The sequence below is a fragment of the Colwellia ponticola genome (genome assembly GCF_005885605.1).
In the GTDB taxonomy this organism is placed as follows: domain Bacteria; phylum Pseudomonadota; class Gammaproteobacteria; order Enterobacterales; family Alteromonadaceae; genus Colwellia; species Colwellia ponticola.
Window position 1 is genome coordinate 1 of record NZ_SZVP01000014.1, and the last position, 21954, is coordinate 21954.

At 38.4% G+C, this 21954-nt stretch carries 22 protein-coding genes, 2 tRNA genes and 1 pseudogene; 7 read left to right on the forward strand and 18 right to left on the reverse strand.

From position 1 onward, the window contains the following. Nucleotides 1-141: 141 nt before the first annotated feature. Nucleotides 142-339: pseudogene (locus FCS21_RS12740) on the forward strand (IS110 family transposase); the annotation flags it as partial. 347 nt (nt 340-686) lie between these two features. Here the strand turns inward: FCS21_RS12740 and FCS21_RS12745 are convergent. The 5 genes from FCS21_RS12745 to FCS21_RS12765 form a co-directional block, all read right to left on the reverse strand. Further along, nucleotides 687-959: a hypothetical protein gene (locus tag FCS21_RS12745; RefSeq protein WP_138623936.1), complete on the reverse strand. Its 273-nt coding sequence runs from the start codon at nt 957-959 to the stop codon at nt 687-689. Nucleotides 960-1060: 101 nt separating this feature from the next. Continuing rightward, a complete protein-coding gene (locus FCS21_RS12750) occupies nt 1061-1528 on the reverse strand; it encodes a hypothetical protein (protein WP_138623937.1) in 468 nt (155 codons plus the stop codon). Nucleotides 1529-1636: 108 nt separating this feature from the next. Continuing rightward, nucleotides 1637-2251, reverse strand: a complete 615-nt coding sequence (locus FCS21_RS12755; RefSeq protein WP_138623938.1) for a LysE family translocator — start codon at nt 2249-2251, stop codon at nt 1637-1639. 745 nt (nt 2252-2996) lie between these two features. Next, a tRNA-Ser gene (locus tag FCS21_RS12760) sits at nt 2997-3087 on the reverse strand. 280 nt (nt 3088-3367) lie between these two features. After that, a tRNA-Ser gene (locus tag FCS21_RS12765) sits at nt 3368-3458 on the reverse strand. A 183-nt stretch (nt 3459-3641) separates the two neighbouring features. Here FCS21_RS12765 and FCS21_RS12770 point away from each other — a divergent pair. The 6 genes from FCS21_RS12770 to FCS21_RS12795 all read left to right on the forward strand — a co-directional run bounded on the left by FCS21_RS12770 (nt 3642) and on the right by FCS21_RS12795 (nt 6814). Next, nucleotides 3642-4253 carry a DNA-3-methyladenine glycosylase I gene (locus tag FCS21_RS12770; protein ID WP_138623939.1) on the forward strand — a complete coding sequence of 204 codons (612 nt, stop codon included), beginning with the start codon at nt 3642-3644 and terminating at the stop codon, nt 4251-4253. A 303-nt stretch (nt 4254-4556) separates the two neighbouring features. Continuing rightward, a complete protein-coding gene (locus FCS21_RS12775) occupies nt 4557-5225 on the forward strand; it encodes a Bax inhibitor-1/YccA family protein (RefSeq protein ID WP_138623940.1) in 669 nt (222 codons plus the stop codon). 141 nt (nt 5226-5366) lie between these two features. Beyond that, a complete protein-coding gene (gene tusD / locus FCS21_RS12780; protein ID WP_138623941.1) occupies nt 5367-5735 on the forward strand; it encodes a sulfurtransferase complex subunit TusD in 369 nt (122 codons plus the stop codon). Next, the gene (gene tusC, locus FCS21_RS12785) at nt 5735-6145 is read left to right on the forward strand and encodes a sulfurtransferase complex subunit TusC (protein ID WP_246047239.1); all 411 of its coding nucleotides are present in this window, start codon (nt 5735-5737) and stop codon (nt 6143-6145) included. Before tusD ends, tusC begins: the two co-directional genes overlap by 1 nt. A gap of 43 nt (nt 6146-6188) precedes the next feature. Further along, entirely contained in the window at nt 6189-6485 is a 297-nt protein-coding gene (gene tusB / locus FCS21_RS12790; protein ID WP_138623942.1) for a sulfurtransferase complex subunit TusB, read from the forward strand. Continuing rightward, a complete protein-coding gene (locus FCS21_RS12795) occupies nt 6476-6814 on the forward strand; it encodes a TusE/DsrC/DsvC family sulfur relay protein (protein WP_138623943.1) in 339 nt (112 codons plus the stop codon). The genes tusB and FCS21_RS12795 overlap by 10 nt, the downstream gene beginning before the upstream one ends. Before the next feature lie 54 nt (nt 6815-6868). Here FCS21_RS12795 and FCS21_RS12800 read toward each other — a convergent pair whose 3' ends face one another. The 13 genes from FCS21_RS12800 to gyrA all read right to left on the reverse strand — a co-directional run bounded on the left by FCS21_RS12800 (nt 6869) and on the right by gyrA (nt 21742). Continuing rightward, nucleotides 6869-7081 (reverse strand): hypothetical protein, encoded by a 213-nt coding sequence (locus FCS21_RS12800; RefSeq protein ID WP_222927970.1) that lies wholly within the window; start codon nt 7079-7081, stop codon nt 6869-6871. 152 nt (nt 7082-7233) lie between these two features. After that, nucleotides 7234-8685, reverse strand: a complete 1452-nt coding sequence (locus tag FCS21_RS12805; protein WP_138623944.1) for a glyceraldehyde-3-phosphate dehydrogenase — start codon at nt 8683-8685, stop codon at nt 7234-7236. 221 nt (nt 8686-8906) lie between these two features. Beyond that, a complete protein-coding gene (gene msrB / locus FCS21_RS12810; RefSeq protein WP_138623945.1) occupies nt 8907-9284 on the reverse strand; it encodes a peptide-methionine (R)-S-oxide reductase MsrB in 378 nt (125 codons plus the stop codon). Continuing rightward, entirely contained in the window at nt 9284-10840 is a 1557-nt protein-coding gene (gnd, locus tag FCS21_RS12815) for an NADP-dependent phosphogluconate dehydrogenase (RefSeq protein WP_138623946.1), read from the reverse strand. Before gnd ends, msrB begins: the two co-directional genes overlap by 1 nt. 108 nt (nt 10841-10948) lie before the next feature. Next, nucleotides 10949-11644, reverse strand: coding sequence for an orotidine-5'-phosphate decarboxylase (gene pyrF, locus FCS21_RS12820; RefSeq protein WP_138623947.1), 696 nt, complete (start codon nt 11642-11644; stop codon nt 10949-10951). Nucleotides 11645-11869: 225 nt separating this feature from the next. After that, nucleotides 11870-13039 (reverse strand): lipopolysaccharide assembly protein LapB, encoded by a 1170-nt coding sequence (lapB, locus tag FCS21_RS12825; protein WP_138623948.1) that lies wholly within the window; start codon nt 13037-13039, stop codon nt 11870-11872. Nucleotides 13040-13106: 67 nt separating this feature from the next. After that, nucleotides 13107-13352: a lipopolysaccharide assembly protein LapA domain-containing protein gene (locus FCS21_RS12830; protein WP_138623949.1), complete on the reverse strand. Its 246-nt coding sequence runs from the start codon at nt 13350-13352 to the stop codon at nt 13107-13109. 88 nt (nt 13353-13440) lie between these two features. Then, complete coding sequence (gene ihfB, locus FCS21_RS12835) at nt 13441-13728, reverse strand: integration host factor subunit beta (protein WP_138623950.1); 288 nt, start codon at nt 13726-13728, stop codon at nt 13441-13443. 190 nt (nt 13729-13918) lie between these two features. After that, on the reverse strand, nt 13919-15580 hold the full coding sequence (gene rpsA / locus FCS21_RS12840; protein ID WP_138623951.1) for a 30S ribosomal protein S1: 1662 nt from the start codon (nt 15578-15580) through the stop codon (nt 13919-13921). A gap of 148 nt (nt 15581-15728) precedes the next feature. Further along, entirely contained in the window at nt 15729-16409 is a 681-nt protein-coding gene (cmk, locus tag FCS21_RS12845) for a (d)CMP kinase (protein WP_138623952.1), read from the reverse strand. A 111-nt stretch (nt 16410-16520) separates the two neighbouring features. Continuing rightward, the gene (aroA, locus tag FCS21_RS12850) at nt 16521-17801 is read right to left on the reverse strand and encodes a 3-phosphoshikimate 1-carboxyvinyltransferase (RefSeq protein ID WP_138623953.1); all 1281 of its coding nucleotides are present in this window, start codon (nt 17799-17801) and stop codon (nt 16521-16523) included. A 1-nt stretch (nt 17802) separates the two neighbouring features. After that, nucleotides 17803-18888 carry a 3-phosphoserine/phosphohydroxythreonine transaminase gene (gene serC, locus FCS21_RS12855; protein ID WP_138623954.1) on the reverse strand — a complete coding sequence of 362 codons (1086 nt, stop codon included), beginning with the start codon at nt 18886-18888 and terminating at the stop codon, nt 17803-17805. A 139-nt stretch (nt 18889-19027) separates the two neighbouring features. Continuing rightward, nucleotides 19028-21742, reverse strand: a complete 2715-nt coding sequence (gyrA, locus tag FCS21_RS12860; protein ID WP_138623955.1) for a DNA topoisomerase (ATP-hydrolyzing) subunit A — start codon at nt 21740-21742, stop codon at nt 19028-19030. Nucleotides 21743-21954: the final 212 nt, after the last annotated feature.

Genomic DNA, 21954 nt, shown 5'->3' on the forward strand with positions numbered 1-21954 from the left:
GATGATAATAAGGCGTATCCAATAAACTAATTTGTTGTGAACGAGGCTTCGCCATGACAATCACCAAACTAAGTGAGAAAAGGTAAAGTAAGTCTAGTGTATTGAGTGAAATATAGACAGGTTATTATGGGTGGCATGATAAGTACTCTTATTCATGGCGCAAGAGCCGTTATTGCTAATTGTAAAAACAAGACAGATCGGACAAGCCTATGGGTAAAAGACCTTGTTGAACGACGAGGATTTAAACGAGCGACCGTGGCATTGGCCGCTAAGAACGCCCGATTAATTTGGGCACTGTTACACTCAGAAAAAGAATATCAGGTAGATTATGTAAAGTAAGTTTACGTACAAAGGTTAATTAAACGGTTAACCCCACCGAGTCTGTGCATTAGCAATTGACGATAACACGGTCAGACCGAGAGCAAGAAAGCCTGTTTAGTAAGGAAGTGTTCGCAACACTGTTTAACGAATGAGGCATTGCTCAAGCGCAAATCATCAGGGCGATAGCGTAATAAAGCTAACTAAACGCCGAATGTAGAGCTGCTGTCAGATCTTCTAGTTATAAGAGAATGCTGCTGCTTGACAACGGGGAGTCCATGTAGCCTTGCTAAGCGGATAAAAATGGTTGGCTATAATCGCGAAGCGATGGCCAACTGTTTTTATTCCGTTTAAGCAACTTGTTAGCACTAATTACGAACCTTATGTGCGAATAAGTCTAAGCTGTTTAAACATTTTTTGACAATTTCATCGCAATTTGTCTCGTTGATATCAGTAGTAATTACAATTAGCTCATCTTCCTGTTTGAAACTGGCGGAGCCTTCAGCAAAGAAACGTTCTATGTCTGAGAAAAATGATTCTACGTGATCATTGGCTTCTTCTGAGGACAATTCTTCACGAAATGGATCTGAACGAGTTGGACCATCGTAATGATAATATGGTTTATATTTGAATACGTGCATCTAGTTTCCTTTTAGTGCTAACGCCCACGTTAAGGGGCTAAAAATTTGTTTGCTAAAATGTGCAGCGGAGCGAAACCGAGCAAACTGTTTTTAGTCCCGCTTTAACTGCTTGTTAGAAGCCGATTACTCCGGTGCTCTTTGGTTGGATCATGAGGATTAACATTACCACCCTTTAATGCCTCATTTATATAACCTAAGTCAGTTTCGACTTTAACTGCAACCAAGTAATGTTTACCTAAAGCAGAGCGCCAGTAATGATATTTTTCTTGATACTCTTGATTGAAACTAAACTCAACCGAAACAGATTTAACCCAAGCGAATGGGATCTTTTGTGCCTCAAGTAATCTATTTAGTTCAATTTTCATTTGCTGGCACATGTCCAACAGCTGAGACGAACTAATACTACTGTTTAAGTTTAATAAATCTAAAGTGATAGATTCAACATTATTCTCTTGTGCCAACAAGAATAATTGACCTACTGCCCAGTAGCCTAAATAGTCATTATTTCGCCCACTTAAAAGTTTGGCAAAATTGATTGTGATTCCTTTCAACTCTCGACGACGTGCCATAAATTCCCAAAGGCTTCTAACGCCCACTTAAGCGGACAAAAATTGTTGGTTAAAATGTGTAGCGAAGCGGAACCTAACCAACTGTTTTTGTTCCGTTTGAAGTGCTTGTTAGGCAACATATTGAACAACCAACTCTTTTACTACAGGAACAACTGAACCAATTAATAACAGAGCCATAGATAAATTAAAGATTTTTTGGTGCTTTGGCGAATTAAGATACTTTTTAAGCCCAACACCAAAAAATAACCAAATACCTACACAAGGAAAAGCAACAATAAAGAAAGCCAACGCAATAAAAATAACTTGTAAGAAGATATCTGATGAAATAGAAGTGTAAGCTGAAACAGCACCTGTGGCCATAACCCATGCTTTGGGGTTTACCCACTGAAACAACGCAGCTTGAGTAAAACTTAAAGGCTTAGATTTTTCCACCTCTAGTGAAGCCGGTGAAGACGATGCTATAAGCCAAGCTAAATATAATAGATAAGCGACACCTAATATCTTTATTGCTTCGTGAAATATAGGATACATTTCAAATACAACACTAAAACCTAAACCGACCATTATTACCATTGCAGGAAAGCCAAAACAGATCCCTAATAAATGCGGAATACTACTTTTAATTCCGTAGTTGAGGCCTGAAGTCATAATCATTATATTATTTGGGCCTGGTGTTACCGTAGTTGATGCGGCAAAAATAATAATCGCTAAATAAATCTCCATAACCTTTGAGTACTCCTTGTTGCCTAACAGCTTATTAGCAGGAAAAAATCCTCCTATCACCGGAATTATTTTTCCTTACTATTTTTAATATTTCTGTAGGTTATTACATTAATATTTCTAAATCAATAATTTAAAAACATTACCAAAGTGGTTGATGAGTGAAAGCAGGCAATAGACACGTTTTCTTGTAGAAAGCAGGAAACGCAAGTTTCTGTATAAAAAAACAGTGCTATTTATAATTAATGAACTTTCTTTATGTGGCGGTGAGATAGAGATTTGAACTCTACTCGAAGGTGTAATGCTAAAAATCCTTATTTATTTTCAACACTGTGAAACGAAAAACCCGTTAACCTTAAATTAATAAAATTAACGGGTTTTCTTTATGTGGCGGTGAGATAGAGATCTGAACTCTACTCGAAGGTGTAATGCTACAAACCCTATGTTTAACAAATTCAAGACGAAAAAAAACCGTAACTTATAAAAGTTACGGTTTTTTTAATGTGGCGGTGAGATAGAGATTTGAACTCTACTTGAAGGTGTAATGCTACAAACCCTTATTTATTTTCAACACTGTGAAACGAAAAAACCCGTTAACCTTAAATTAATAAAATTAACGGGGTTTCTTTATGTGGCGGTGAGGTAAAGATTTGAACTCTACTCTAAGGTGTTACGCTACAAACCCTATGTTTAACAAATTCAAGACGAAAAAAAACCGTAACTTATAAAAGTTACGGTTTTTTTAATGTGGCGGTGAGATAGAGATTTGAACTCTAGAAGGGCTACAAACCCTTGCCGGTTTTCAAGACCGGTGCTTTCGACCACTCAGCCATCTCACCTGAAACTAATAAGTAAAAGGAGCCACGCTCTAACTTTTACTCTGAAACTCTTTAAATCTAAAATACGAAAAACGGTCAATATTAATTTAACTATTAACAGGTTTTCTAAATTAAAATCCGTCAACCTAATGTAAAGGATGACCAATCTTTATAATGTGGCGTGAGATAGAGATTTGAACTCTACTCAAGGTTTAGCGCTACAAACCCTTTTCATATTCGCCATTTTAAGCGCTTAGAATAAAAAATCGCTAATAAAGAACTTTAGCGATTTTTTTAAATGTGGCGGTGAGATAGAGATTTGAACTCTAGAAGGGCTACAAACCCTTGCCGGTTTTCAAGACCGGTGCTTTCGACCACTCAGCCATCTCACCTGAAGTTAACAAATAAGCTTGTAAAACAATGCTTGCTTGAGAACGAGGCGGATATTAAAGTCTCTCTTGTAGCTTGTAAAGCACTATTTAAGTATTTATCGCTATTTTAGGTTTGTTTGGTAAAAAAACAGTCAGCTTGCTTTGTTTTTCATCAACAAGACTAAAAACAGTAAGGATTAAATTATGACGGTAGAAAGTATTTGTCGTTGCCCCTGGTTAGACACCACCAAGGCCGACTATGTTCAATACCATGATGAAGAATGGGGTATTCCTGTTTTTGATGATAATAAGTTATTTGAAAACCTAGTGCTTGAATCAGCCCAAGCAGGTTTAAGTTGGTATACCATATTAAAGCGCCGTGACGGTTATAGAAACGCTTTTGCCAACTTTGATGTGAGTAAAGTGGCACAGTACACCTTAGCTGATGAACAGCGCTTAGTACTCGATGCAAATATTATTCGACATAAAGGTAAAATTGCCGCTACGGTTAACAATGCTAAGTGTTTTATGACCATACAACAAGAGTTTGGTAGTTTTAGTCGCTACCTTTGGGCGTTTGTTGATAATAAAGTGCAAGTAAATCATATTAATGGCTTGAACGATTACCCTGCAACCTCCCCTGTGTCAGCTGCATTAAGTAAGGACTTAAAAAAAAGAGGTTTCAAATTTGTTGGTTCAACCACTATGTACGCTTATTTACAAGCATCGGGATTGATTAACGATCACAGCAATACTTGTATACGAAAACAAGCCATTATCAATAGCTACCCAGCGTTAGGGTTAGCGTGGCGCTAATGCTAACTTATTAATTTTTATATTGTACTGGCGTTAATTAGTGTAAATAACCTACTAAAATTGACCAAAATAGCCGTTACAAAAGAAAACAAAATATAGGTCGCTTTAAAGACAGCAAAACATAGTATTTTCAAAATCACCATGCCATAATATGTCATAAGGCACTAAGTTAGTGTAAGTCAGTTAACAAAGCATATGCGGTATAAACATATGAAAACTTGAACTTATCTAAAATGACCTTATCTAAGCTTATAACAAGTAGTTTATAACAGGTAATTAGAATTAAATTATTAAGGAAGTTTTATGCAATCTAATATGAGTTTTCAAACGGCGAGTAAAAGTTCGGCGCTAGAAATCAATAAAGTATTAAAAAATACTTACATGTTGTTATCAATGACACTAGCATTTAGTGCAGTAACAGCAGGCATTTCAATGGCGATGAACCTACCACACGGTGCTGCGCTTATTATGACGTTAGTCGCCTTCGGTTTAATGTTTGTTGTTAATAAAAAAGCAGATTCAGCCAGTGGTATTTATTGGATTTTTGCTTTTACTGGTTTAATGGGGGCCTCGTTAGGTCCAATGCTTAATGCGTATGCGGCAATGCCTAATGGCGGCGCATTAATTATGCAAGCCCTTGGTGGTACAGCGTTAATATTTTTCGCTTTATCAGGTTATGCGCTAACAAGTAAAAAAGACTTCTCTTTTATGGGTGGTTTTTTGATGGTTGGTTTGATTGTGGTGGTAGTAGCAAGTCTTGCTAATATCTTCTTTCAAATACCAGCGCTGTCGTTAGCAGTAAGTGCAGCGGTTATTATGATTATGTCTGGTTTAATTTTATATGATACTAGCCGTATAATTAATGGTGGTGAGCGTAACTACATTCGCGCAACGATTTCTTTATACTTAAATATTTATAATATTTTTGTACATTTACTACACTTATTAGGTGTATTTAATAGCGACGATTAATATCGCTAAAGATTTACGTTAAATATAGCGTTAAAAATTTTTATAATCATTTATAATCATTTATAATCAAAAAAGCCTCGCAATTGCGGGGCTTTTTTATTATTTAAAACCCTTTTATACCTTTGATAGTTTGGATGTATTGTGAATACTCTTGCTGTAGTAGTAACGACTCCCCCTTATAGCCATTTAACCATAACCGCATTAACGTATGTCGAAGCAGCCTTAGTGGCTGGTATTGATGTTGTTGGGGTGTTTTTTTATCAAGATGGTGCCATGCATGCCAATAAAGATATTAGCATCGCCAGTGATGAATATCAGAGCATAGCCCACTGGCAACAATTGCATCAACAATATAAACTACCCTTGCATGTGTGTATTACCGCAGCTGAAAAACGCGGTGTTGTTATGGGTAGTATAGATAATGAAATAGTTAATGAAGCATTCACCGTTTCTGGCTTAGGAGAGCTTGTTGAGCTAGCCACAAAAGCCTCACGCTTGGTACAATTTTAATGACATCAATCATGCAATCTGAAACACAACCCCAACTAACTGATGCATCGACAGCATTGGGTGTAGCCATTATCAATAGTAAAGCGCCTTTTAGTAGCAATGCCGGTAAAGATGCTCTTGATGTCGCGTTACTGTTTGGATCGTTTGAACAAAAAGTATCGTTATTTTTTCAGGGTGACGGTGTTTATCAATTAATAGCCAATCAAGATGGCAGTTTACTAGCCATTAAAGATTATTTAAAAACATTTTCCGCGTTTGAATTTTATGATATTGAAGATGTTTATGTTTGTCAGCAATCACTCATTGAGCGCCAACTTAGTAAGACATTTCATATTGATAACGTGCAGGTATTAACCAATAAAGCTTTTGCTGTAGCACTTAGCAAGCATAAACACGTTTTACGTTTTTAATGCTCTTTAGTAAACAGCATAAGCATAATAATTTGAGAAGAATATGAGCACATTACATTTAGTAAGGCAGTCGGCTTTTAGCCGTAATGATTTTGAGCAATGTATTAGCGTACTAGCTGAACAAGACTCGTTAGTCTTAATGGATGATGGCTGTTATAACCTTAAGCATCCGTTGATGGCTAGTTTACTTAAAAAAGATAACAATAAAGTTAGCATCAAGGTTATTTCAACGCATGCACAAGCAAGAGCCGTTGAAGTGATGGCTGGCATTAGCCAAATAACCATGGCTGATGTAGTGGAATTAACCTTTAACCATAATAAAGTGATCACATGGCAGTAGTTTTAACATTTGAAGGCAGTATCGTTGCAACCGATAAACAAGGTTATTTACTAGACCATACATTGTGGCATAAAGAGCTAGCGCTTGTGATGGCAAAGCAGGATGATTTTGAGCTCAGTGATGCGCATTGGGAAGTGATAAATTTTGTCAGGCAGTTTTATCTCACCTACAACACCTCACCGGCAATACGTGCGTTAACTAAAGCGATGAAGGCAGAATTTGGTGAAGCAAAAGCCAGTAGTCGTTATTTGTACAAATTATTTCCTGAGGGACCAGCAAAGCAAGCAACTAAATATGCTGGTTTACCTAAGCCTGCTCGTTGCATCTAACCAGTGAAATATAAAGGTTAACGCGCGTTGATAATTCAATTTAACAACTATTAGTTACACTTTAATATTAACTTGAAAGCCGCTGTTACCACTTGGTGCAGGCACGTTAGCAGCGCTGGCTGATTGAATAAGCTGTAATGCCATTTGGCCTTCTGCTTCTTGCTGCTTTTTAGATAGTGCTGCGGTAAGTAATTCAGCGCCAGAGCTTGATTGAGTTGAAGTTGATTGTGCGGCAACAGAGCCACTTTGACCTACGGTTATAGACATAACATTCACTTTTCATTGAATTGGGGTTAAATACTAGAGTTACCTACTTTATCGGCTCGTTAGTTAATAACTTTAGCAAATAAAACAGATAAAAAAAGCGTATGTTATTTACTAACACACGCTTTTTTTGTGCCTTAACAAGTTTAAAAAACTTATTTAAGCGGTAAGCTCGGTACGGTAATACCTGCCATTTCAAGCATCACTTGAATAACCTGACAGCTATAACCAAACTCGTTGTCATACCATACGTATAATACGGCGCGATCACCATCAACAATCGTTGCTTGTGAATCAACAACACCTGCGTAACGTGAACCCACTAAATCGGTAGAAACAATCTCAGTAGAGGCTGTGTAATCAATTTGATTTTGCAGTGGTGAGTTTAATGAAATATCACGTAAATAATCATTTAACGTTTCTTTATCAGTCGCTTTTTTCAAGTTCAAGTTCATGATCGCCATTGATACGTTAGGCGTAGGAACACGAATTGCGTTACCTGTTAATAAACCAGCAAGCTCAGGTAAGGCTTTAGCAACTGCTTTTGCTGCACCTGTAGTACTGATAACCATATTTAATGGGGCACTACGACCACGGCGTGGTGCTGGGTGGTAGTTATCAATTAGGTTTTGATCGTTAGTATATGAATGAATCGTTTCAACATGGCCGTTGCGAATACCATACTCATCATTTAATGCTTTTAATACCGGCGTAATCGCATTAGTCGTACAACTTGCTGCGGAAACAATTTTATCAGTCGCTAAAATCATCTCGTGGTTAACACCATAAACGATGTTTTTGATATCACCTTTTGCTGGTGCTGTTAGTAATACTTTCGCAACACCTTTAGATTGTAAATGCTGGCCTAAACCATCTTCATCTGTCCAAATACCGGTGTTATCTACCACTAACGCATTATCAATGCCGTGCTCAGTGTAATCAACTTCTGCAGGTGATTTTGCATAAATAACTTTAATAAAAGCACCGTTAGCTTTGATAACGTTATTTTCTTTATCGACTGTAATGCTACCGTTAAAAGCACCATGAACAGAGTCACGACGTAATAAACTAGCACGTTTTTCTAAATCGTCACCGCCTTTACTTGGGCGTAAAACAATAGCACGAAGGTTTAATTTAGCATTAGGACCAGCACGTTCTATTAATAAACGCGCTAAAAGGCGACCGATTCTACCAAAACCGTAAAGTACTACGTCTTGACTTGCTTGATCTGAATTTTCGCGGCTTTCTGCAGACAATTCTTGTTCTAGGTATTGTTCAATAGAAAGATCATTACCTTTACCAAGGTATAAGTAGCTATAAGCTAACTTACCTACATCAATACGTGCAGGCGTTAAGTCCATTTTATTAATGGCTTCTACGAAAGGGAAACTTTCACGTACACGTAATTTGCTTTCTTCATGAAGCGCAACAGATTTGTGTGCTTTAATGATATCGATAGAAGAAGCATTTAATAACGGGCGACCGTATATTAAGATTTCAATGCCTTTGTTACGAAAAAGCTGTCCGATAATGGGTTGCATATTTTCAGCGAACGTTTGACGCTCTTGCCAACTTGCTTGATATTTTTCCTCAAGATGAGAAGTCATTACTTAAACCTTATTATTTCAGTCAATTAAAGATTAAGCTACATCATATTAAGACGAAAATACGATTATAGCTACGTGATAGTCCATTTACCGCATATTGTAATGGAGTATCAAATATTTCTCTATAGGAGACAAAAAAAATCTTAACCTTTTTGTCATTATTTTTGAGCCTAATTTTGATCTTAACTTTTATCTTAGCTTTTTATAGTAATCAGCAAATACTAGCTTGGCGTAAACGTTAAGCTGAGTGAATTAACACAATAGCGCTTACCCGTTGGTTTTGGGCCATCATCAAAAACATGACCAAGGTGGGATTGGCACTGTTGACAGACAATTTCTACCCGTTGCATACCGTGTGTGTTATCAGTTTTATAAGCAACCTTAGTGTCAATAGCGGCAAAAAAACTAGGCCACCCGCAACCCGCGTTAAATTTACTTTCACTGCTAAATAGTGGTTGCTCGCAACAAGCGCAATGATACACGCCCTGCTCCCAGTGATCGTTATAAATACCACTAAAAGGTTGCTCGGTTGCGGCTAATCGACAAACTTTATAAGCTGCCTCACTTAACTTGTCTTTATAAATATCGTTGTTACTCATCAATCACTCCTTAAGCCTTCATTCACTAATACTGTTGCGCGAGCTTTGCTTGACCACTGTACATGGTATTTTTCCCCTGGTGCTTTATCAATACGCTCAAAAGTGTGCGCACCAAAAAAATCGCGTTGAGCTTGTAATAAATTGGCAGGCAAGGTTTCACTGCGCATCGCATCATAATAAGCAAGCGAAGCAGATAAAGCCCCTACAGGCACACCTTGCATCGTTGCATGACAAATCGCTTTACGCCAGTTTTCTTGGCGAGCATTAAGCTCTTTACTAAAAAAATCATCGACTAATAAATTAGCTAGTTTGTCATTACGCTCATAAGCTTGGCTTATTGATTGTAAAAATACCGCACGAATAATACAACCTGCACGCCAAATTTTAGCAATGCTAGCAAAGTTTAATGCCCACTCTTGCTCTCTAGCCGCTAGTTTCATTAACTGAAAACCTTGTGCATAAGCACAAATTTTAGCGCAATACATGGCATCGTGTAATTGTTCAATAAGTGCTTGCTGATCATTAGGCGATAAACTGACTTGTTGTGGCGCTGCAAGTAAGGTAGATGCTTGAGTTCTTAGCGCTTTAAACGAAGATATAGAGCGCGCATAAACCGCTTGCGCAATAGTTGGTGCCGGGCAGCCTACTTCTAAACTACTTACGGCTGTCCAAAGACCGGTACCTTTTTGCTCGGCTTTGTCTAAAATCAACTCAACTAAGGGTGTATTGGTATCTGTTGATTGATGACGTAATACTTCTACTGATATTTCCATTAAATAACTATTTAATGGCCCGTCATTCCAGGTTGAAAAAATATCAGCAATGTCATGACAAGTTAGTTGTAAAGTTGATTTTAATACATGATAGGCTTCACAAATAATTTGCATATCAGCATATTCAATACCATTGTGCACCATTTTAACATAGTGGCCTGATCCCGCAGGACCAATGTAGTCAGTACATGCTTCCCCCTCGGTAATAACTTGTCCGGGCTGAGTGCGCGTTATTGGTTTACCTGTGCTTGCATCAACTTTAGCAGCAATAGCTTGCCAAATAGGTTTAATACGAGCCCAAGCATCTACTGAGCCACTGGGCATTAATGAGGGGCCAAAACGTGCGCCGACTTCTCCTCCTGAGACAGCTGAAGAAAAGAAGACAAAGTTACTTTTATATTTTTTTTCTCTGGCGACGGTATCAAGCCACAGGCTATTACCGGTATCAATGATAATATCATCTGACTCAATACCGGCATTAATAAGATGTTGACAAACTTCATCAACAGCAGAGCCTGCTGGCACACTGAGGATAATAAGGTGCGGAGCTTTGAGTTGTGACAATAACTCCGTATAGGATGAACAACCATAAACTCGTGGTGTATTCGATATATTCGTGACATTTTCGAGGCTATCTTGTGCGACAACGGCTTGTACTTTATCATTATTTAGATCAAATGCGGCAATAGTGTAGCCATTGTCTGCTAAGTTCAGTACTAGGTTTTGCCCCATCACACCTAGGCCAATAAAGCCAATATCAGACAATTTACGCGTTAGAGTCATCCCTATACATCCTTTTCAGAGGTAATTTATACCATGTCCATGAAGTTATTGACTACTTAACGAGCATTACATAACTCTGGACAATAACTTGATTACTGTGAATATTTATTAGCTAATGGAGCTATTAATTTGTTGTAATATTGCTTGTGGATCAACGGCTTTAGTAATTGGGCGTCCGATCACCAAATAGTCTACGCCAACATCAATCGCTTGCTTTGGCGTCATAATGCGTTGCTGATCATCCTGTGCAGAGCCCGCAGGTCTAATACCTGGCGTTATGAGTTTAAATTCTTTACCTAAATCTAACTTTAACTGCTCAGCTTCCCATGCCGAACACACCACACCATCTAACCCGCTTTGTTTGGTTAAATTAGCTAAAAAATTAACCTGCTCTGCTGGCGTTTTATTAATGCCTAAACCATGAAGATCTTCTTGACCCATACTGGTTAAGACCGTTACCGCGATGAGTAATGGTGCATCCTTGCCATAGCTATCTAATGCTTGCTTAGCTTTAGTCATCATTTGACTACCACCGCTAGCATGAACATTAACCATCCAAACACCTAGGTCTGCCGCCGCAGTTACTGCTTTTGCTACCGTATTAGGAATATCGTGAAATTTAAGATCAAGAAAAACATCGAAACCTTTACCGGTAAGCTGTTTAACAAACTCAGGACCGAAATAGGTAAACATTTCTTTGCCCACTTTTAAGCGCGCATCGGTAGGTTGAATTTTATCAACAAAAGATAAGGCATCTTGTTTTTTATCAAAGTCTAAGGCGACAACAACTTTTGGATCGTTCATGGGGGTTCCTATTTTTTAATACAATAGATCCCTGAAAACTTTTCACATGAAAACTTTTCACATGAGCAGTTAGGGATGACAATAATTTTTCTTTATTTGATTAACATAATCATAATTCGTTTCGACGTTGTGCAGTTCAAGAACAAAGAGATTGCACGGAGCTGACGATAGTCAGTGAGTACATTCGATGCATGTTATTGAGCTTCACAACAAAGAAAGGGAGTATTATTCGCCTTCTAGGCCTCTAACTGGTTTCAATTGTTCCCATTCGTGACAAGATGGACAAGACCAATAATGAGTTGAGCTATCAAAACCACAGGTACGGCAACTGTATCTATGCTTAACATTTAAGTACTCACTAATTAGTTCTTTAATTAAATCTAAACTGGTGGTACTCACCTCAGTATCAGTGGCTGTCATTTGCATATTAACAAAGTGTTCAAAACCACGAATAGTCGGCCTACGCTTTAATGCCGACAAAATAAATTCAAGCGCCTTTTTCTTACCATGTTTATTTTCTACATGACTAAGATAACAAATTAGTGCACTGGAACTGGCGGTTTCGTCATAAACCTTTTTAATAAAGGCATAAAAGTCATTTAATTCATCTAAGCGGCTATAACAAGCTAACATTTGATCGATAACATCAGGGAAAAACTCGCTATCTTGATGATAAATCGCCTGGTAACATTTGGCTGCTAATTCATCTTGTTCATTCTTTTCATAGATTCTAGCTAACAGCCAATTAGCACGACATGAATTAGGATCGAGTAACAAGGCTTGATCCAATAGCTCAATCACTTCAATAAATTTATCTTGTTCAAAAGCGCTTGTTGCTAATTCACAGTAAAAATTCGCCAAGGTATGTAGTGATCGTTTATCGTTATATTTTACGATTAGTTTTTGTTGCGCTATACCGCTTTGCCAATCTTTGGTTGATTGAAATATTTTTAATAAATACGTTAACGACTTTAAACCATAGTCTTGAGATTTTAAAAGTTTAGTAAACATGGTTTCAGCGCGATCGTATAAACCGGCACTAAGAAAATCTTTACCTAATTCAAATACGGCTTGTTGTTTATCTTTTGTTGGCAGGTGATTAAGCCTTACTAAATGCTCATGTACTTTTAAGGCACGGTCTAACTCACCACGTTTACGAAATAAGTTAGCCATAGCAAAATGCGCTTCAACACTGTCATCTTCAACCTTTAGGGCATCAAGCAGTGAATCAATAGCTTTATCTTGTTGATTAGATAATAAATAATTTAATCCGGTTGAATATTTTATCGATAAATCTTGTTTGGCAATTTGTTGGTTTTGTTTAATGCTATTACGACCCATAAACCAACCATAAGCCATGGCAACGGGTAATAATAAAAAGAGTAATTCAATCATTAGATCTCTTGGGATAGATTATAGTGAATGTAACATAGCTTATACCAAACGTATGAGTACTAGGTTATTAAGTTTCTTGAGATTTTCTATTGGCTAAGGCTTTTTTACTTCTTCGTATTATACGCCAAAGAATCGTTACTAATAAACCTAACACAAAACCCAAACCGGTAAATAAGCTTACTGCTGCTGCAACGGTTATTTCTGTGCGGGCGATTAAGTAATTTAAAGTAAGTACTTGTTCGTTTTGGCTCCCAAAAATAAATGCTAGCGCAAGTAAAACAAGAATAAAAAAAAGTGTTAAATATAATCGCATTATTATCAGGCCTTATCAAATTTTGCCAAAAAAAAACGGCATGGTTAACATGCCGTTTATTATCTAATTTTTTAGTTAGCTTTGCAATTTATGCGACTGAAAGATTAACTCTTTCACGTAACTCTTTACCTGGTTTAAAGTGAGGAACATATTTACCGTTTAACTCAACTGACTCACCAGTTTTTGGGTTTCTACCAACTCGTGGGGCGCGATAGTGTAATGAAAAACTACCAAAACCACGAATCTCAATACGCTCACCTTGCGATAAGGATTGCGCCATTAATTCTAAGATTTCTTTTATAGATTTTTCCACTTCTTTAGCGGATAAATGACTTAATTTATCGGCTAATTTCTCAATAAGTTCTGACTTAGTCATGTTGACCTCTCAGTATTTACCTAGCACCGCGCAACTTTACTAATGAGTATAAATATTAGTAAATGTTGGCTCCGCCAATGGCGTTAAAAATAAGAAAAGAGTATCACCACACTAGTGATAAATACTCTTTTCACCTGCTGTATTAGTTACAGCACCATTGCAAAGTAAAACTATGTCCCGTTAAGGGATATTAGTTTTTAGCGTTTTTAAACGCTGCAGCCATAGCACTTAAACCAGTATCTTCTACTTGGTTTAGGTTATCCATTGCTTCACGTTCATCAGCTTGATCTTTTGCTTTGATAGATAAGCTAATAGTACGGTTCTTACGATCCACACCCATAAACCTAGCTTCAACGTCATCACCAACTTTTAATACTGTAGAAGCATCTTCGATACGCTCTACAGAAATGTCGCTAACACGTAGGTAACCTTCAACACTTTCAGCTAACTCAACTGTTGCGCCTTTAGCATCAACTTCAGTTACCTTACCGTTAACAATAGCACCTTTCTTCTTATCTGTCAGATACATATTGAACGGGTCGTCTTCAGCTTGTTTAACGCCTAACGAGATACGCTCACGTTCTGGGTCAACTTGAAGAACGATAGCATCGATTTCATCGCCTTTCTTATAATCACGAACAGCTTCTTCACCGCCAGCCCATGAAATATCAGATAAGTGAACTAAACCATCAATGCCGCCGTCAAGACCGATGAAGATACCGAAGTCAGTAATAGACTTGATCTTACCTGATACTTTGTCGCCTTTGTTGAAGTTTTTAGCAAACTCTTCCCAAGGGTTAGCAATACACTGTTTAAGACCTAGAGAAATACGACGACGTTCTTCGTCAATTTCTAATACTAGTACTTCAACTGTGTCACCTAAGTTAACAACTTTAGATGGGTGGATGTTTTTGTTAGTCCAATCCATTTCAGAAACGTGAACTAAACCTTCAACGCCTTCTTGGATTTCAACGAAACAACCGTAGTCAGTTAAGTTAGTTACGCGACCAGAAAGTTTAGAACCTTCTGGGTAACGGTTAGCAATAGCTACCCATGGATCTTCGCCTAACTGCTTCATACCTAGTGATACGCGAGTACGCTCACGATCGAATTTCAATACTTTAACTTGGATTTCATCACCAACATTTACGATTTCGCTTGGGTGCTTAACACGTTTCCAAGCCATATCTGTGATGTGAAGTAGACCGTCAATGCCGCCTAAGTCTACGAATGCACCGTAGTCAGTAAGGTTCTTAACGATACCTTTAACTTCTTGGCCTTCTGCTAATGACTCAAGTAATTCATCACGTTCTGCACTGCCTTCTGCTTCGATTACAGCACGACGTGAAACAACTACGTTATTACGCTTTTGATCAAGCTTAATAACTTTAAATTCTAGAGGCTTACCTTCAAGGTGAGCAGTGTCACGTACTGGACGTACATCAACTAGTGAACCCGGTAAGAAGGCACGAATATCGCTAACTTCAACCGTGAAACCACCTTTAACTTTACCGTTAATAACACCGATAACAGTTTCTTTTTCTTCGTATGCTTTTTCAAGCACTTGCCATGCTTCGTGACGTTTTGCTTTTTCACGAGAAAGAATCGTTTCACCGAAACCATCATCTGTTGCATCTAAGGCTACGTCAATTTCATCACCAACAACTACTTCTACTTCACCAGCAGCGTTTTTAAATTGATCAATTGAGATAACACTCTCAGATTTAAGGCCAGCATCAACAATTACATTGTCTTTGTTAACTTTAACGATTGTTCCACGGATGATTGATCCTGGACGTGTTTCGATTTCTTTTAAACTTTCTTCAAAAAGTTGCGCAAAATTTTCAGTCATAACTTGTTATAAACTCAGCTATTAATCCATTCAACATCATTGTTTCATGGGGTGGTTAAGTATGCCCCGTGTGTCCGTACAGTAGGCTTTCTATTAAAAGTTCTTTAATACTAGGAAATTTACACTTACTAGCTTAAAGGTGTATGTGTTACGTTAATTTGCCATTGGCATAAGTCATGATTTTATTGACTACTTCCATAATAGAAATACCAGTAGAATCAATAATTAACGCATCTTCTGCTGGGATAAGTGGAGCAACCTTGCGGTTTTCATCACGCTCATCTCGCTGACGTATATCATGCAAAAGGCGTGGGATGTTAACATCAATCCCCTTTTCTTTCAACTGATTAAATCTTCGCTCTGCGCGCTCTTCTGCGCTGGCAGTTAAGAATATTTTCACTGGCGCTTGCTTAAAAACAACCGTCCCCATATCACGACCATCAGCAATAAGCCCTGGGCTGACACTAAAAGCACGTTGTCTTCTCAGTAGCGCTTCTCTAACACGTGGAAAAGCAGCCACTTTAGAGGCTAGCTCACCGATTTCTTCAGTACGAATAATATCGGTAACATTCTCGCCTTCTAAAATAACTTTGCCTTCGCCTTTACTGCTAATTTCAAATTGCACATCTAAATGCGCAGCCATAGGGATAATGTGTTCTTCGTCATCTAAAGCCAATTGGTGATGTTCAATGGCGACCGCTAATACACGATAAATAGCACCGCTATCAAGTAAATGCCAGCCTAATTGGTCGGCAACTATTCTAGCGACAGTGCCTTTTCCTGCACCGCTTGGACCATCAATGGTAATCACTGGAATGCTTTCCTGCATATATTTTTCTCCTAATTTTAAATAGTGGCGAATCGAGTCGTGTTAACACGATAGACTCTATAAATACATTTCTCTTATCTAGGCTATACGGTTTAATGAGTTAGCCGTTGATCAACAAGAGATATCTGCTAACTTGTCGAAATAGTCAGGGAATGTTTTTGAAGTACACTTAGGATCATTAATCGTTACCGGTGTATTACTTAACGCAACCAGAGAAAAACACATAGCAACTCGGTGATCATCATAGGTATCAATAGCTGCATGAATTAATTGCTCAGGTGGGGTAATAGCAATATAATCTTGCCCTTCAACCACCTCCGCGCCCACTTTTCTCAGCTCTGTTGCCATAGCAGACAAACGATCTGTTTCTTTTACCCGCCAGTTATAGATATTACGAATGGTGGTAGTGCCTTTGGCAAAAAGCGCTGTTGTCGCAATTGTCATTGCCGCATCAGGGATATGATTCATATCCATATCTATCGCTGTTAATGGTTTACCCACCACAGTAATAGATTCATCATGCCACGTAACCTCTGCGCCCATCTTTTCAAGCACATCAGCAAAGTATTTATCCCCCTGAACACTGAGTTTACCTACGCCATGTACCGTTACTTCGCCGCCTTTAATAGCACCTGCGGCTAAAAAGTATGATGCTGAAGACGCGTCGCCTTCTACCATATACTTTTCAACACCTTGATAGCATTGACCGCCTTTAACCGTAAACGATTGATAAGCATTGTTAGTGACCTTAACGCCAAATCGAGACATGATATCTAACGTAATATCAATATAAGGTTTAGACACTAACTCGCCTTCAATATCAATACGGGTGTCTGTTTGTAATAAGGGCGCTACCATTAAAATAGCCGTTAAAAACTGGCTTGAAATAGAGCCATCAATACGCACTGTCTTACCCGTTAATGCTTTACCTATTATTTTTACTGGCGGATAGTCTTTATTTTCTAGGTACTCTATATCGGCGTTTAACTGCGCTAAGGCATCAACGAGGTGACCAATGGGTCTTTCTTTCATCCTTGGCTCGCCCGTTAAGGTAAACTCCCCTTCACTTGCTGCAAGTGCTGCACATAATGGTCGCATAGCCGTACCGGCATTACCTAGGTATAATTCAAGTGGCTTTGCTGTCTTAAAAAAACCGTTATTACCCACGACAGTACACTGTGTACCACAATCACTTAAAGTATAATTAACGCCTAAGCTAGCTAAGGCGTTTAACATATGCTTAATGTCATCACTGACGAGTAAATTAGTGATTTTAGTGACACCGTTAGCTAAGGCAGCAATTAACAATGCACGGTTAGATAAACTTTTTGAGCCAGGTAAAAACACTTCACCATTGACTTTAGTAATTGGATCTAACGTTAATTGTTCCACTTTAGTTAACCTTCTTTTCAAATTTTTCCATAAACGCAATCAGCGCTTTTACACCTTCAAGTGGCATGGCATTATAAATGCTAGCCCGCATACCACCAACAATTCTGTGACCTTGTAGCGCCGTTAAACCGGCAGCTTCTGATTCGTCTAAAAATTGTTGATTTAAGCTTTCATCTTTTAACCAAAAAGGAATATTCATTTTACTACGGTATTGAGGGTCAATAGCGTTAAGGTAAAAGCTGCTGTTATCAATAGCTTGATAAAGTAACGCTGCTTTTTCTTGGTTGACTTTTTCAATTTCTTTAACGCCACCCAACTCTTTCAGCCATGTAAAAACAAGGCCGGCAAGATACCAAGCATAAGTCGGTGGTGTGTTGTACATAGAGTCATTATCAGCAGATGTTTTGTAATTCATGATACAAGGCGTTGCTGTATGAGCATGGCCTAGTAAATCTTCTCTTACGATAACGATAGTTAAGCCTGATGGACCAATATTTTTTTGGGCACCAGCATAAATCAAACCAAATTTACTGACATCTATCTGATGCGATAATATGGTTGAAGACATATCGGCAACTAAAGGCACGCCATTAGTGTCTGGGATAGCGTTTATTTCAATACCATTAACCGTTTCATTTGGGCAATAATGTACATAGGCCGCATCAGGGTTTAATGGCCAGTCTTTACTGTCAACTAAGCTTAATTGCGTATCAGTGTCTTGATTAATGTTAATGATATTAACGTCACCAAAGTTTTTAGCTTCAATCGCTGCGGCTTTAGACCATGAACCTGACACGACGTAGTCAGCAGACTTACCTTGTGGCAATAAGTTAAGTGGTACGGCAGAGAATTGACCACGACCGCCACCATGACAGAACAACACCTTATAATTATCAGGAATCGCCATAAGCTCACGTAAATCAGCTTCGGCTTTAGCAGCCATTGCCATAAAAATATCACTACGATGGCTTAGTTCCATCACAGAACTACCAGTGTTTTGCCAATTAATAAACTCTTGTTGTGCTTTAGCCATAACCGTTGTTGGTAGCATGGCTGGGCCAGCACAAAAATTAAAAACTTCTGACATTATCTTTCCTACTTAATTAACTTAGCTGTAATTATCTATGGTTTAATTATCTGCGGTTTAATTATTTACGGTGTAAAATATTCATCCGCATAGTAAAAAAGGCGGTTATTAGCCGCCCTTTTTAATGTTTCAATTGCACTTATTCTTGATTGTCACCTTCTAGACCATCAGCAATATCTTTTTGCTCGCTAGGCTCAGCGGCTTCTTCAACACTTGCTACAAGGTTTTCATCAACATCAGTAGCTTGTTCAAGTTCTTCTGCGACTTCAATTTCATCTATACGTTGTAATGCAACAACATGTTCATCATCAGCAGTACGAATTAAGCGTACCCCTTGAGTATTACGACCTATCACGCTCACTTCATTAACGCGCGTTCGAACCAAGGTGCCACTGTCGGTAATAAGCATTATTTCATCAAGTTCTTCAACCTGAACTGCACCGACAACTGGGCCATTACGTTCACTCACTTTAATAGACACAACACCTTTAGTTGCTCTACTCTTAGCTGGATATTCAGCTAAGTCGGTGCGCTTACCAAAACCGTTTTCAGTAATAGTTAATATAGGCCCGTCATTTTTAGGTACAATAAGTGAAACAACTTTTTGCTCGCCTTCAAGTTTCATACCGCGAACACCAGTACCTGTACGACCGATAGGTTTTAATGCCCAGCGTTGTTCACCTGTTTCAGGGTCAAGCTTAATTTCACCCGTTTCACTGTCGCGTACTTTTTCATTAAAGCGCACTACTTTACCAGCATCAGAGAACAACATAATATCGTTATTACCATCGGTAATATCAACACCAATTAGGGTATCGTCATCACGAAGGTTTAAGGCAATAATACCATTAGCACGTTGATTTGAATAAGCATCTAAACGCGTTTTCTTCACTGTACCTGACGCCGTTGCCATCACAATATATTTATCATCGGCGTAATCACGTACCGGTAAAATAGCGGTGATGCGTTCATCACTTTCTAACGGCAGAATATTAACAATAGGTCTGCCTCTGGCGGTACGACTTGCTAATGGCAACTGATACACTTTCAACCAGTATAATTTACCACGATCTGAGAAACATAAAATCGTATCATGAGTATTAGCCACTAATAAACGCTCGATGAAGTCTTCTTCTTTCATCTTAGTAGCGGCTTTACCTTTACCACCACGACGCTGAGCTTCGTAATCGCTTAACACTTGGTATTTAACATAACCTTCATGGGATAAGGTAACCACCACGTCTTCTTCAGTGATTAAGTCTTCTAATGATAAGTCATGTGACGCATTGGTGATTTCAGTTCGACGTTCGTCGCCAAACTCATCACGAATAGCAATAAGCTCTTCACAAATAACTTCCATTAAGCGCTCAGGTGTCGCTAAAATATGCATTAATTCAGCAATAAGGTCTAAGAGCGTTTTGTACTCACTTAAAATCTTATCGTGTTCCATGCCAGACAGTTTGTATAACTGTAAGTCAACAATGGCTTTTGCTTGCTCTGCGGTTAAATAATATAAACCATCACGGATACCGTATTCTGGCTCTAGCCACTCAGGGCGCGCGGCATCATTGCCCGCTTCGCTAAGCATATGTGCCACATTACCAAGAGACCAACCTTGAGCGATAAGTTTTTCTTCTGACTCTTTTCTATTGTTTGAATTTTTAATAAGTTCAATAATAGGGTCAATATTGGCTAATGCAATCGATAAACCTTCTAAGATATGCGCACGTTCACGCGCTTTTCTTAATTCGAAAATAGTACGACGGGTAACCACTTCACGGCGATGTAGAATAAACGCTTCTAGCATTTCTTTAATGTTAAATATTTTTGGTTGACCATTGGTTAAGGCCACCATATTTAAACCAAAAGACACTTGCATTTGCGTAAGTTTGTATAGGTTATTTAAAACAACTTCACCTACGTCACCACGTTTGATTTCAATAACCATACGCATACCGTCTTTATCAGACTCGTCACGTAAAGCAGAAATACCCTCAAGACGTTTTTCTTTAACCAGCTCAGCCATTTTTTCTATCAGGCGTGCTTTGTTAACTTGATAAGGCAGCTCGTGCACTATAATGGTTTCTTTGCCCGTAGTTTCATGGACTTCAATGTCAGCACGCGCACGAATTTTTATTTTACCACGACCCGTTCGGTAAGCTTCTTCAATACCCGCACGACCACTGATGATACCTGCTGTTGGAAAGTCAGGACCAGGGATATGCTGTAATATTTCTTCAAACGTGAGGTCACTGTTGTCGATAAGCGCTAAACACGCATTAATGACTTCAGTTAAGTTATGTGGTGGGATATTGGTTGCCATACCAACGGCAATACCTGAAGTGCCGTTAACCAGTAAGTTAGGTATACGCGTTGGCATCACCGCTGGAATATGCTCAGTACCGTCATAGTTAGGTACAAAATCAACGGTTTCTTTATCTAAATCAGCAAGAATAGCGTGGGCGATTTTAGACATTCTAATTTCGGTATAACGCATTGCCGCCGCGCTATCACCATCAACAGAACCAAAGTTACCTTGTCCATCGACAAGCATGTAACGTAAGGAAAATGGTTGTGCCATACGAACGATGGTATCGTAAACAGCTGTATCACCATGTGGGTGATACTTACCTATAACATCACCAACCACACGGGCAGATTTTTTATAGGCTTTATTCCAATCATTACCAAGGACATCCATGGCAAATAACACCCTGCGATGTACTGGTTTTAAGCCGTCACGAACATCAGGCAATGCACGCCCAACTATTACGCTCATAGCATAATCTAAATAGGAGTTTTTTAGTTCATCTTCAATATTAACTGGAACTATTTGTTTGGCCAGGTCGGACATAAATCGATGGTATCCCTTAACTAATTCTTTTGTTTAACAATACTGTAGATAGTAAGAGTATTATCTTGTATGGAAAAACGATATTTTAAATGTTTTTATTGTTATCTAACAGACAACACTATTAGACATTTCTATTCGGTATTTCTATTAGGCTTTTCTAGTGGTTATTTCTAGTCAATAATAATAGTAATTAGCGCAGCATACTAGCATAA